We start from the raw sequence: 13030 nt of genomic DNA on the forward strand, positions 1-13030 counted from the left end.
TATCTTGATAAGTAAGTTTATAAAGTGTAATATATAATTGTCTAATATCTAAAGGGAGGTATACTAAATGATAAGTTCTTTGGGAGGTAAACGTAAGCTTAATAATGGAATTGAAATTCCTGCATTCGGTTTGGGTGTTTATAAAGTTCAAGATGATGAATGTGCAGCTCTTGTTAGAGATGCAATTAAAAATGGATATCGTTTGATTGATACAGCATCATTTTATGATAATGAGATTGGTACAGGTAAAGGTATACATGAAGGAATTAAAGAATCCGGATTACAAAGAAAAGATATTTTTGTTACAACGAAAGTTTGGAATGATGGACTTTCTTATGAACAAACTATAGATTCTTTTAACAAAAGTATGGATAAGCTACAACTTGATTATTTGGATTTATATTTAATACATTGGCCAGGCAATCCATATTCTTTCCAAGAACCGTGGAAGGCTTTGGAGGATTTGTATTCTCAGGGAAAAATTAAGTCTATTGGTGTTTGTAATTTTAATAAAGAACATTTTGAGGATCTCATGAAATTTGCTAAGGTTAAACCTGTGCTGAATCAGATTGAAATTCATCCAAAGTTAACTCAAGAAGATTTGAGAAAATATTGCGAAGAACATGATATTTTAGTTCAGGCATGGTCACCTCTTATGAGAGGTAAAATATTTACTGATGATGTGATTGTGGAACTTTCAGAGAAGTATAGAAAAACTCCAGCACAAATAATTCTTCGTTGGCATTTACAACAAGATATTCTAGTTATATTTAAGTCATCGAATATGGAGAGGGTTATAAGTAACGCTGATATTTTTGATTTTGAAATCGCCCCTGAAGATATTCAAAAAATATCTTCATTAAATGAGAATTTAAGGACTGGACCTGACCCAAAAGTTTTTAATTTCGGTAAATAGAGTACGAATAATTTAATGGAAGGATATCCTTATGAAGAGATTGGGAATTTCGATTTATCCTGAAAAAAGTTCGAAAGAAGAAGTGTTAGAGTATATTGATAAGGCAGCTTATTTTGGATTTTCAAGAATGTTTTCTTGTTTACTTTCAGCGGTAGATGATAAGGAAAAGATAAAGAAAGATTTTAAGGATATAAATAGCTTTGCAAAGTCTAAAGGTTTTGAAGTTATAGTGGATGTTTCTCCGAGTGTTTTTTCTAAACTTGGGATTACATATAATGATTTGAGATTTTTTACAGAAATTCAAGCTGATGGTTTTAGATTAGATGAAGGATTTACGGGAAATGAAGAAGCATTAATGACATTTAATGAGCACGATTTGAAAGTTGAAATCAATGCAAGTATAGATGTTCATACGATAGATATTATTATGGACTATTGCCCAAACAGGTATAATTTGTATGGATGTCATAATTTTTATCCTCACGTTTATTCAGGATTAGATTTTGATTATTTCAATAGATGCACAAATCGTTTCAAAAAATATGGATTGAAAACAGCTGCTTTTGTTACGAGCCAAAACCGAAATACATTTGGACCATGGCCTGTAACACAAGGATTAGTTACTCTTGAGATGCATAGAGATTTATCATTGATGACGCAAGTTAAACATTATTTATCTATGGAAAATATTGATGATATTATAATTTCTAACTGTTATCCATCTGATAAAGAGTTAGAGCAATTTAAAGATTTAGATCTTAGATTGGTAACTTTTGGAGTGAATTTAGAAGATGGAGTGCCTGAACTTCAATGTAGAGTGATGTTTGAAGAACTGCATATGAACAGAGGAGATGTTAATTCAAATATGATTCGATCTACCCAGACTAGAGTTAAATATAAAGGAAATAATTTTGAATTATTTAACGCACCAGAGATAATTAAACGTGGAGATGTTGTAATAGAGAGTAGCAAGTATGGTCATTATGCTGGAGAGTTACAAATTGCGAAAAGAGATATGAAAAATACGGGATTTTCAAATGTTGTTGGAAAAGTAACAGAAGAGGAATTATTTATATTAGATTATTTAAAACCTTGGCAAAAATTTAAATTAAAAATGAATGAATAAAGAGAAATGAGTTATAAAGAGCTTAAGATTTTTAATCTTAGGCTCTTTATAGTTTATTTATCAGTCATACGATTTTTTGTTAATGCTCCAAGGATTAAAGCTCCAACAATTGATCCAATAAAAATTGAAATTAAATACATTACCCAATTACCAACAATTGGAAATACAAAGATTCCTCCATGAGGTGCTCTAAGTGTACAGTCAAATATCATTGTTAATGCACCAGTAACTGCAGCACCTATAGCACAAGAAGGTATAACTCTAAGAGGATTAGCTGCTGCAAATGGAATTACTCCTTCTGTTATAAAAGACAATCCCATTATATAGTTAACTTTTCCTGCGTCAACTTCTTCTTTAGTGAAATTGTTTTTAAAGAAAGTTGTAGCAAGAGCTATTACTAAAGGTGGAACCATTCCACCAGCCATAACTGCAGCCATTACATAGAAGTTTCCAGCTTCAATTGATGCGATACCAAATACATATGCCGCTTTGTTAATAGGTCCGCCCATATCTATTGCCATCATAGCAGCAACTATAACTCCTAATAAAATTTTTGAACTAGTTCCGAGATTTGATAAAAATGAAATAAGACTATTGTTTATAAATGTAATAGGTGGATTGAATACAAATACCATTATGATGCTGATTAATAAAGTACCAAATAGCGGATATAATAGTACAGGTTTAATTCCTTCAAGTGAGCTTGGTAAAAATGAGAAAACTTTTTTAAGTAAAATAACTAAATATCCAGCGATAAATCCGGCAATTAATGCTCCTAAAAATCCAGCACCACTATTTTTTGCTAGAATTCCTCCAACAAAACCAATAACCATAGCAGGTCTATCAGAGATACCTACGGCGATAAATCCAGCAAGTACTGGTAATAAAAATTCAAATGCTATATTTCCAGTTGATTTAAGAAATGCCGCGAAAGGTGTATTTGATCCAAAATTTTCTGGATTTATTTCGTAATTATCGAATAAAAAAGCAAGTGCAATTAAAATTCCTCCCGCAACAACAAATGGCAACATATGAGATACGCCATTCATTAAGCTTTTATATATTTTTCTTCCAGAACTTTCTTCAAATTCTGTATCATTACTTTTAGTGTTTTCGGAATGATAAATAGGAGCATCCCCAGAAACGGCACGCTTGATTAATTCCTCTGGTTTATGTATTCCATCAGATACTTTTGTTTGTATAACTCTTTTGCCATTAAATCTTGCCATTTCAATTTTCTTGTCTGCAGCAACTATTATTCCACTACAATTTTCAATTTCTTCTTTTGTTAATGCGTTTTTGATTCCAGAAGATCCATTTGTTTCAACCTTAATGCTAATACCCATTTCACGAGCTTTATTTGTTAAAGATTCAGCAGCCATAAAAGTATGAGCTATACCTGTTGGGCATGCAGTGACAGCAAGAACTTTTGGTAAATTTAAATCACGATTTAACGCATCATCTTTTTCATCAACAAATTTTTCATTCTCCATTTTGTCTATCAGAGATAAAAAATCTCCAGAAGATTTTGCATTTATAAGAGAGTTTCGAAATTTTTCATCCATTAACATAGTAGAAAGTCTAGCAAGCACATCTAAATGAATGTTGTTGCCTCCTTCTGGGGCAGCAATCATAAAAAATAAATGTGCGTTTGAACCATCTAAAGATTCATAATCAATACCATCTTTGCTAACACCGGCAGCAAGACAAGCTTTTTTAACAACTGATGTTTTGGCATGAGGTATCGCAATGCCTTCACCTATTCCTGTTGTGCTCTGATTTTCACGCTTTAAAATTTCATCTTTATATAATTTTTTATCAGATATGTTTCCGCTTTTTTCAATTAAATTGACTAATTCATCAATTACATCTGGTTTATTTTTTGAATTTAGATTTAAATTTATTGAATTTAAATCCAGTAAGTCAATAATTCTCATAATTCCCCCCCAAATTTTATAATTTCGTAATTTGTATTTGATTTATCAAAAGATTTATCAAAGATATTTTAGCTAAGTTTTCTGAAAATGCAGTTGCACTTCCACTAGCTGCTCCAAGTCTTAAAGCTTGAGCATAATCATTTGTTTTTAAATATCCAGCTATGAATCCAGCAACCATTGAATCTCCAGCTCCAACTGAGTTTTTCAAAACACCATTAGGTATATTGCTTGAATAAATTTCATCAAATTCGTTTATCAGAATTGCTCCATCTTTTCCTAAAGATATCAGAACATTTGTAGCACCCATCTTTTTTAACTTTTTTCCACATTCAATTAAATTTTCCATACTAGGATCAGACAAATTAAATATTTCTGCTACTTCGTGATTATTCGGCTTTATTAAAAATGGTTTATACTTAAGTGAATTAAGTAATAAATTTTTTCTGGCATCAACAATCACTTTTATATTTTTGGATTTGAGTCTATCTAGAATATCTTGATAAAAATTGTCTGATAGTGAACTTGGTATACTGCCTGACAATATAACAATATCCCCATCGTTAATTGCATCAATTTTATTATTTAAAAGTTGCACATGAGGATCTGATATTCTGGGACCTAATCCATTAATTTCGGTTTCGCTTTCCCCAATTTTCATTTTAATATTGATGCGTGAAAAATTATTTTCTACGCTTACAAAATCGCTTGTGATATTATTGCTTTTGAGAGATTCTTCAACAAACTTTCCAGTAAAGCCACTAATGAAACCTAATGCTTTACTTTTAATTTCGAATTCACTTAAAATTTTGGATACGTTTATACCTTTTCCACCAACACACACATCATTGGAGTTTACTATATTTACACAATTTTCATTTAATTTATCTAGCTTTATTATGTAATCGATAGAAGGATTTAATGTAAAAGTATAAATCATTTTGTTTCAAATGCCTCCTTTAGATAATTTTATAACTTACTCACTTATCGATTATAGTAGGAAATTTAAAGAAAATAAATATAAACTAATCAATAATTTTATATTTTAATCTCAAGAAGTGCTCTGGTATGATATAATTAACTTGAAAAGTTTTGAAGATTAGGAGAAAGTATTTAAAAAAATTATGAGTGGTTATAGAAGTAAATCAAGAGAATTACTTTTACAAATTTTATTTTGTTCAAATTTTAATCAAATTAACCAAAAGTATAAGAAATTGATAGATGATTTTGAAGAAGAGTTTATGGAAAATGATTGTGATATTAATATGAAGTTTTTAAATAAAGAGTATTGTTTGAATGTTTTAAATGGAATAGATCTTCATAGAGATGAAATTGATAATCTTATACAAAATAATTTAAAAAGATGGAAAATAAATAGAATAGCAAAAATAGATCTATCAATTCTTAGACTAGCCGTTTATGAAATGTGTTTTGATGGATTGCCTCCAAAAATTGCAATAAACGAGGCATTAAATCTTACAAAAACTTATAGTGTAGAGAAATCAAAGGGATATATTAATGGAGTTTTGGATTCTATAAAAAAGTCGAGAGAGGATAGCATTAATGAAACTTAAAAAATTTAGTGTTTCATCTTTGACAAATTATATAAAAGTTAGTCTTGAAAGTGATATTCTTCTTTCAAATGTAAGTGTAAGCGGAGAAGTTTCTAACTATAAAAAACATTCTAATGGCAATGTATATTTTTCTCTTAAGGATAATGAATGTAAAATTAACTGTGTAATGTTTGGGAAATACATGGAAGAAATTGATTTTGTAGATTTTAATGATGGAGAAAAAATTGATATATTAGGGAAAATATCTCTGTATGGCAAAGAGGGAACATATCAACTCATTTGTTATATGGTAGAAAAACAAGGTGTTGGAGATTTACATAAAGAATTTGAAAAGCTTAAGGAAAAACTTAGAGAGAAGGGATATTTTGATGAATCAAACAAGAAACAGATCCCTTCTTTTTCGTTTAATATAGGGATTATAACTTCAAAGACTGGAGCAGTAATACAAGATATTTTAAATGTTGCAAAGAGAAAGAATCCGTTTATCAATATAAAAGTTTTTGATTCACTTGTTCAGGGTCCAGAGGCTTATAAAGATATAATACAAGGTATTAGGTATTTTAATATAGAAAATAATGTTGATGTAATAATAATCGCAAGAGGTGGAGGATCTATAGAAGATCTTTGGGCTTTTAATAATGAAGTTTTAGCTGAAGAGATTTATAAATCAAAGATACCTATAGTAAGTGGAGTTGGTCACGAAACAGATTTTACTATTTGTGATTTTGTTAGTGATTTGAGAGCATCTACTCCTACTGCATCTGCAGATATATGTATACCTGATATGGATTCTATTTTGTTTTTAATTGATAGTGCAAGAGATAGTTTAAATAAAAGTATTGATAGGGCTATTGGAAATTTTAAAAATAGAGTTTATGAGCATAAGATGAGCATAAGTTCCTACTCCCCTAAAAAGATTTTAAATGAGAAGTTGATTAAAATTAACAATGTGTCGCTATCTTTAAATAAGAAAATGAAAGATTCAATTATGAAATTTAAAGATCAGTTTAGTGAATTAAGATTAAAACTTGAGAAAAATGATATAAATCAAATACTTGATAAAGGTTTTGTTTTGGTTTGCGATGAAAATTTAAATATAATTAGAGATCCAAAAAATATAAATCAAGAGAATGATATTTCACTTATGTTTAAAGATGAAATTATAAAAGGAAAATTTATTAAAAAGGAGGTTTAGATTATTGGGTAATATGAAATTTGAGCAAAAGATGGGCTTGCTTGATAAAATTGTAAAAGAACTTGATAAAGGCAATTTATCTATAGAAGAAATTTTTGATAAATACAAAGAAGGAATTGAATTGTGTAATGAACTTAATGGATTTATAAAAGAACTGGAAGGTAAGGTTGAGCATATAGAGTCATCTTTAAAGGGAGATTAATGTTATGAAGTTTGAGTATTTAAAACAAGAAGTTGATTATGAAATAAATAATTTGTTTTTAAATAAAGAGGGTTTAAACAAAATAGTTTATGAATCCATGTCTTATAGTTTATCAATTGGAGGTAAAAGGATTAGGCCGATTTTATTTTTATATACATATTTGCTTTTTAAAGAGAACTACAAAGATGTTATTCCGTTTGCTTGTTATATAGAAATGATTCATACGTACTCGTTGATACATGATGACTTACCTAGTATGGATAATGATATGTTAAGGAGAGGAAATTTAACAAATCATGTGAAATTTAGTGAGGCTGTTGCATTACTTTCTGGTGATGGTCTTTTGACTGAGGCTTTTAAAAATATGATTGAGTTTTCTATAAAGCATGGAATGAAAGCACTTTATGCAACTTTTGTAGTTGCTAAAAGTATTGATTGTGATGGAATGATTGGTGGTCAAGTAGTAGATATTATAACAAAAAATAGAGAACTTAACGAATACACACTAAAGTATATAAACAAGAATAAAACAGGAGCACTTATAAAAGCCTCTGTACTATCTGCTGCATATCTTGGAGATGCGAGTGATGAAGAGGTTAAAAAATTATCTGAATATGCTCATTATATCGGATTAACTTTTCAAATAATTGATGATATTTTGGATAAAATAGGAGATACTCAGACACTTGGAAAAACTTCTAATAGCGATATCCGTAATAAGAAATTTACATATGTTGATTTGTACGGTATTGATTTGTGCAAAAAAATTTGTGAAGATAATACAAACAAGGCTATAAACATACTTAACTCATTGAATAGGGACGTATCTAATTTAATTGATTTTACAAAATACATGTTGAATAGGAAATTTTAATTATTTATGAGTGGAAAGAAACGATTAGATGTTATTTTGGTTGAAAGAGGATTTTTTGATTCGAGGCAAGTAGCTAGGACAAATATAATGTGTGGCAATGTTATTGTTAATGGAATCAAAATAACTAAAGCGGGAGAAAAAATTGATTGTGATTTAAACATTAAGATACTTGATCAAAAAGAAACGATTTATGTTAGTAGGGCTGGAGCAAAACTTAAAAAGGCAATCGATATGTTTGAAATTGATTTGAATGATAAAATATGTTTTGATATTGGGGCGTCGACGGGTGGATTTACTGATTGTATGCTTCGTGAAGGTTCGGTTAAAATTTTCGCTATTGATGTTGGTTATGGACAACTTGATTATAGACTTAGGATGGATGAAAGAGTTGTTGTGTTTGAAAGAATGAATGTGCGTTATGCTGAACCAGAAACTTTTTCACATAAAGGGGATTTTGCATCAATTGATGTTTCATTTATTTCTATAGAAAAAATATTAAATAAGGTTCGAAATTTTTTGAAAAATGATGCACAAATTGTTGCATTAATAAAACCTCAATTTGAAGCTGGTAAAGGTAAAGTAAATAAAAAAGGAATAGTTAAAGATAAGGAAGTACACTTTGAAGTTATAGAGAAGATTGTTAAATTTGCTGAAGCAAATAATTTTAAAGTTCTTAACTTAACATACTCACCTATAAAAGGTGGACATGGCAATATTGAATTTCTTTTACATTTAAGCGTTAAAAATTTATCTGAAAATATTATGATTGATGATGAATTTATTAGGAAAGTTATAGATGAAGCACATATAGAGCAAAACTATAATTAAGGAGAAAATTAAATGATATTTGGAATATCAGTCAATACTTCTAAAAATAATTATGATAAAATTGTTGAGATGATAGAAGATGTACTTAGAGAGAAATTTGACAATTGTGAGGTTAGAATATTTTTAGATGGAATGAATTTAGAAAATGAAAAGAATGAGCTTTCATTTTTGTTTATAGTTGGTGGAGACGGAACAATTCTTCGCTCAGTGAAAATTATAGATGCTTGTGACCTTCCATTAATCGGGGTTAATTATGGAACTTTAGGATTTATGGCAAGTATTGAATTGAGTGACATTGAAAGGGCTATTGATCAAATAAAGAATAATGAATATTACATAGAGAAAAGATTAATGATAGAGGCTTGTATAGAAGGGTTTTGCAATGAAAAGCACATAGCTCTAAATGATATAGTCATAACAAAATTACCAATATCAAGACTGTTGAAATTTAATATATTTATTGATGGTAATTATTATAACTCGTTTTCTGGTGACGGATTGATAATTTCAACCCCAACAGGATCAACAGCATATTCGTTATCTGCTGGAGGTCCAATAGTTTCTCCAGATGTTGAATCAATCATTATAACTCCGATATGTCCACATTCGTTGAATGCTAAAAGTTTAGTAATTAGTCCACAAAGCATTATAAGTTTGGAGATTGATGGAGTAGATGATAATTCTTATGTTATTGTAGATGGACGAAGCCAGAAAATGATTTTAAACAATAAAATTCTTAAAATACAAAAATGTAAAAGATATTGCTCGCTTGTTAGATTTAATTTTTATGATTATTATAATGTTTTACGTGAAAAACTTATTAATAGGATTTAAAATTTAGGGAGATTTGAGAAATGATAAAAAATAAACGCCATGAGAAAATAATAGATATTATAATAAATAAAGATATTGAAACTCAGGAAGAATTAGCAGATGAATTAAGAAGTGCAGGATTTGATGTAACTCAGGCAACAGTATCTAGAGATATAAAGATATTGAAACTTATAAAAATTTCTACAAACTCTGGAACATACAAATATGGTGTTTTGAACAATCAAGAATTTAATGAAGTGACAAAGGTTGAGAGATATAAAACTATAATAGCCAGCAGTATTTTGTCAATGGAACAAATCGATAAGGTTTTGGTTATACGAACACTTCCAGGGGCAGCTTCAGTTGTTGGCGAGGTTATAGATTCGCTAAATTTGGATGATATTGCTGGAAATGTAGCAGGTGATAACACTATCTTTGTTATGGTTAGAAACGAAAATTCTATACCTAACATACAGGAAAAAATAAATAACCTTATAAAAAGTTAGGGGAATTTTAATGTTAAGGAAGATGAGGATAGAAAAATTTGCTTTAATAGATAGCTTGGATTTAGAATTTGAAAAAGGATTCACGGTAATTTCTGGAGAAACGGGTTCAGGAAAATCTATTTTAATTGATGCAATATGTTTTATACTTGGATTTAAATTTAATAAAAGCATTGTTAGAAATGGAGAAGATAAAACATTTGTTGAGGCAATTTTTGATATAGATCATGAAAAAATAAATGAAATTCTTGATGTTAATGGCATTGAAATAGAAGATTATCTATTTATAAGACGTGAAGGTTATGTTAATGGGAAGAGTATTGTTAGAATAAATGGTCGAATTGTTACAAATAACACTTTAAAATTAATTTCCAAATATTTGATGGACATACATACACAGCATCAAAACTATGAACTTTTAAATAATTCTAAACATATTAATTATTTGGATAAATACATAGGAAATAAAATTGATTTTAAAAATTATTTGTGTGTTTTTAAGGAATGGAATGAATTACGAGATAAAATAAACGAGATTAAAAACAATGACCTTAATGAGAGTTATATAGAATATGTAAAGTTTCAAATAAATGAGTTGAACTCTGCAAAACTTATTATAGGTGAAGATTATGAGCTTGAGAAAAAGATAAAGCTTCTTAATAATAGTGAAAAGATTAGCAAAACACTTAATGCATCATTAGATTCATTAATTTATAGGGAGCAATTTGCAATAAATAATGAATTGATGAATATTATTAAGTCGATTAGGATGATTGATTTGAAAGATCTTAATGAAATTTCAAATAAATTGGAAGAAATTTATTATGATTTGGAAAGTATAGGTGAAGATATAAAAGCAATATGTGATCAAACGTATTTTGATATAGATGAATTTGATAGCATAAATGCAAGGATATATAAGATAAATGCTTTGAAAAAGAAGTTTAATAAAATGGATGTTGAGGATTTGATTAAATATAATGAAGAATTACAAGTGTATCTTGACAATGCTCTGAATCAAGAAAATCTTCTCAAAAGTTATGAAGAGCTTGAATGTGAAAAGCGTAATCAACTTAGAGTAGAGGCAGATAAAATAACAGAGATACGAAGGAAGTATGCAAAAATAATTGAAAATGAAATAGTTGATGAATTAAATTATATGGGAATGGAAAACATAATTTTTGAGATTAATATTGAAAAAGATAAAGATTTTACCCCAATAGGTAACGATAATGTTAGCTTTTTTATATCCACAAATAAAGGTGAACCATTAAAAGATTTATCAAAGGTTGTGTCTGGTGGTGAATTGTCAAGAATAATGTTGGCCTTAAAAATTGTATTTTTGGGAAATGAACCTATCTCTGGTATAATTTTTGATGAGATTGATACTGGGGTGAGTGGGAAGATAGCCCAAAAAGTTGGGGAAAAAATGTATTTATTGTCTAAAAGATGCCAGGTTTTTTGCATAACCCATCTTGCTCAAATTGCAAGTTTGTCCGACAATCATTATCTTGTTTCAAAAAAAATAGATAATGATAAAACGTATTCAAATATTAGGATGATAGGCTATGATGAAAAGATAAACGAAATTGCTAAGATGATTGGTGGAGAGAATATCACAGAAGGAGCATATATTAGTGCTAAGGAACTTATTGGGAATAAAAAATTATTAGAATAAAATATTTTCAAAGTGGAACAATAAATCATGGGTGTATATGCTCATGATTTTTTTATGTCTACATGGTTAATGTAAAGGAGGAATGAGTATGCGAATAAAAAAATTTCTAAAAATTTTCGCAGTATTTACTCCTATATTAGTATTATTTTTGTATATTTCCTCTGTTTTATTTAGTATACCAGAGGTTGTGTTTTTAAGGGATGGGAATAATTTAAAATCTAATAAAGGGATAATAAATTATACATTAAATAAAATCTACGACAATATTTCGGAATACAATGCTGAATTTTTGGGATTTAAAATTCGAACGGTTGAAGTTATGGCAATCCCTAAAGAGGTTGAGCTTTATCCTGGAGGTCACATTGTCGGAATTAAATTAAGAACTAATGGACCTCTTATAGTTGGATTTTCTGACATAGAAAATAATTTTAATAAAGCTTATAGCCCTTCAAAAGATGGAGGACTTAATATAGGAGATATAGTTTTATCAATAAATGATATTGAAATTACTTCATCTGAAGTTTTATCAGAAACATTAAGCAACTTGGATGCTGATGAATTAGAGATTAAGGTAGAGCGTGATGAGAAAATTATTGTAAAAAAAATACATCCAATTAAAAGTGTTGATGGCAAAAATAAAATAGGACTTTGGGTTAGAGATTCAACAGCTGGGATTGGAACATTGACATTTGTTGATCCTAATACTGGAGTTTATGGAGCGCTTGGTCATCCTATAACAGATGTTGATACAGGAGATATAATTAAAATTAGTAAAGGAAGTATTGTGAGTTCTTCGATAGTTAATGTTAAGCGTGGAGAAAAGGGAAACCCTGGAGAGCTTAAGGGAGTTTTTATAAATGACAATATAAATTTGGGAAGCGTTGAACAGAATACAAAATTTGGAATATTTGGAAAATATAGCCTAGAAAATTTTTATAATGAAAAGCTAAAGATAGCTCTGAAAGATGAGATTCAAGAAGGACCAGCTCAAATAATTTCAACAGTTGATAGTGGTGAGCCAAGAATGTATGATGTTGTTATTGAAAAACTACTTCAGCAAGATAATCCAAGTTCGAAAAGTATGGTTATTAAAGTGGTTGATGAGGATTTACTTGAGAAGACTGGAGGAATTGTACAAGGAATGAGTGGAAGTCCTATAATACAAAACAATAAAATAATAGGTGCAGTAACCCATGTATTAGTAAACAAACCAGATACTGGTTATGGTATATATATAGAATGGATGCTAAAAGAGAGTAAAATTTTTGATTAAAAACTACATTAATTTAGTTAATGTAGTTTTTTGCTTAGATAAAAAAGATAAAAAATAGAAGGAAATAAATTTTCTTTGTCGAAAATCTTAGAGAAGGTTATAATGAGGCGAATT

The 13030-nt window shown here is 29.0% G+C and carries 13 protein-coding genes; 11 read left to right on the forward strand and 2 right to left on the reverse strand.

Annotated features, from left to right (window positions below; translation table 11 throughout):
- Nucleotides 1–67 precede the first annotated feature (67 nt).
- A complete protein-coding gene (locus RATSFB_RS02985; RefSeq protein WP_014094566.1) occupies nt 68–916 on the forward strand; it encodes an aldo/keto reductase in 849 nt (282 codons plus the stop codon).
- A 31-nt stretch (nt 917–947) separates the two neighbouring features.
- Nucleotides 948–2042, forward strand: coding sequence for a DUF871 domain-containing protein (locus RATSFB_RS02990; protein ID WP_014094567.1), 1095 nt, complete (start codon nt 948–950; stop codon nt 2040–2042).
- Nucleotides 2043–2095: 53 nt separating this feature from the next.
- On the opposite strand, the gene RATSFB_RS02995 is transcribed toward RATSFB_RS02990, so the two are convergent.
- Nucleotides 2096–3979 (reverse strand): PTS fructose transporter subunit IIABC, encoded by a 1884-nt coding sequence (locus RATSFB_RS02995; protein ID WP_014094568.1) that lies wholly within the window; start codon nt 3977–3979, stop codon nt 2096–2098.
- A gap of 16 nt (nt 3980–3995) precedes the next feature.
- Nucleotides 3996–4916 carry a 1-phosphofructokinase gene (pfkB, locus tag RATSFB_RS03000; protein ID WP_014094569.1) on the reverse strand — a complete coding sequence of 307 codons (921 nt, stop codon included), beginning with the start codon at nt 4914–4916 and terminating at the stop codon, nt 3996–3998.
- 184 nt (nt 4917–5100) lie between these two features.
- Between pfkB and nusB the strand changes: the two genes are divergently transcribed.
- The 9 genes from nusB (at nt 5101) to spoIVB (ending at nt 12916) form a co-directional block, all read left to right on the forward strand.
- Nucleotides 5101–5550: a transcription antitermination factor NusB gene (nusB, locus tag RATSFB_RS03005; protein WP_014094570.1), complete on the forward strand. Its 450-nt coding sequence runs from the start codon at nt 5101–5103 to the stop codon at nt 5548–5550.
- Nucleotides 5540–6745, forward strand: coding sequence for an exodeoxyribonuclease VII large subunit (gene xseA / locus RATSFB_RS03010; RefSeq protein ID WP_014094571.1), 1206 nt, complete (start codon nt 5540–5542; stop codon nt 6743–6745). The genes nusB and xseA overlap by 11 nt, the downstream gene beginning before the upstream one ends.
- A gap of 13 nt (nt 6746–6758) precedes the next feature.
- Complete coding sequence (gene xseB, locus RATSFB_RS03015) at nt 6759–6947, forward strand: exodeoxyribonuclease VII small subunit (protein ID WP_014094572.1); 189 nt, start codon at nt 6759–6761, stop codon at nt 6945–6947.
- A gap of 4 nt (nt 6948–6951) precedes the next feature.
- Complete coding sequence (locus RATSFB_RS03020) at nt 6952–7821, forward strand: polyprenyl synthetase family protein (RefSeq protein WP_014094573.1); 870 nt, start codon at nt 6952–6954, stop codon at nt 7819–7821.
- 6 nt (nt 7822–7827) lie between these two features.
- A complete protein-coding gene (locus tag RATSFB_RS03025) occupies nt 7828–8649 on the forward strand; it encodes a TlyA family RNA methyltransferase (protein WP_014094574.1) in 822 nt (273 codons plus the stop codon).
- Nucleotides 8650–8661: 12 nt separating this feature from the next.
- Entirely contained in the window at nt 8662–9483 is an 822-nt protein-coding gene (locus RATSFB_RS03030; RefSeq protein ID WP_014094575.1) for an NAD(+)/NADH kinase, read from the forward strand.
- Nucleotides 9484–9506: 23 nt separating this feature from the next.
- The gene (locus RATSFB_RS03035; RefSeq protein WP_044035638.1) at nt 9507–9968 is read left to right on the forward strand and encodes an arginine repressor; all 462 of its coding nucleotides are present in this window, start codon (nt 9507–9509) and stop codon (nt 9966–9968) included.
- 10 nt (nt 9969–9978) lie between these two features.
- Nucleotides 9979–11643: a DNA repair protein RecN gene (gene recN, locus RATSFB_RS03040; protein ID WP_014094577.1), complete on the forward strand. Its 1665-nt coding sequence runs from the start codon at nt 9979–9981 to the stop codon at nt 11641–11643.
- A gap of 88 nt (nt 11644–11731) precedes the next feature.
- A complete protein-coding gene (gene spoIVB / locus RATSFB_RS03045; protein ID WP_044035530.1) occupies nt 11732–12916 on the forward strand; it encodes a SpoIVB peptidase in 1185 nt (394 codons plus the stop codon).
- Nucleotides 12917–13030 lie beyond the last annotated feature (114 nt).

The organism is Candidatus Arthromitus sp. SFB-rat-Yit, assembly GCF_000283555.1.
In the GTDB taxonomy this organism is placed as follows: Bacteria; Bacillota; Clostridia; order Clostridiales; family Clostridiaceae; genus Dwaynesavagella.

Coding starts and splice junctions, on each gene's coding strand:
- pfkB (WP_014094569.1), bottom strand. CDS start 4,916: ATGATTTATACTTTTACATTAAATCCTTCTATCGATTACATAATAAAG.
- RATSFB_RS03030 (WP_014094575.1), top strand. CDS start 8,662: ATGATATTTGGAATATCAGTCAATACTTCTAAAAATAATTATGATAAA.
- spoIVB (WP_044035530.1), top strand. CDS start 11,732: ATGCGAATAAAAAAATTTCTAAAAATTTTCGCAGTATTTACTCCTATA.
- RATSFB_RS02985 (WP_014094566.1), top strand. CDS start 68: ATGATAAGTTCTTTGGGAGGTAAACGTAAGCTTAATAATGGAATTGAA.
- RATSFB_RS02995 (WP_014094568.1), bottom strand. CDS start 3,979: ATGAGAATTATTGACTTACTGGATTTAAATTCAATAAATTTAAATCTA.
- nusB (WP_014094570.1), top strand. CDS start 5,101: ATGAGTGGTTATAGAAGTAAATCAAGAGAATTACTTTTACAAATTTTA.
- xseA (WP_014094571.1), top strand. CDS start 5,540: ATGAAACTTAAAAAATTTAGTGTTTCATCTTTGACAAATTATATAAAA.
- recN (WP_014094577.1), top strand. CDS start 9,979: ATGTTAAGGAAGATGAGGATAGAAAAATTTGCTTTAATAGATAGCTTG.
- xseB (WP_014094572.1), top strand. CDS start 6,759: ATGAAATTTGAGCAAAAGATGGGCTTGCTTGATAAAATTGTAAAAGAA.
- RATSFB_RS03025 (WP_014094574.1), top strand. CDS start 7,828: ATGAGTGGAAAGAAACGATTAGATGTTATTTTGGTTGAAAGAGGATTT.
- RATSFB_RS03020 (WP_014094573.1), top strand. CDS start 6,952: ATGAAGTTTGAGTATTTAAAACAAGAAGTTGATTATGAAATAAATAAT.
- RATSFB_RS02990 (WP_014094567.1), top strand. CDS start 948: ATGAAGAGATTGGGAATTTCGATTTATCCTGAAAAAAGTTCGAAAGAA.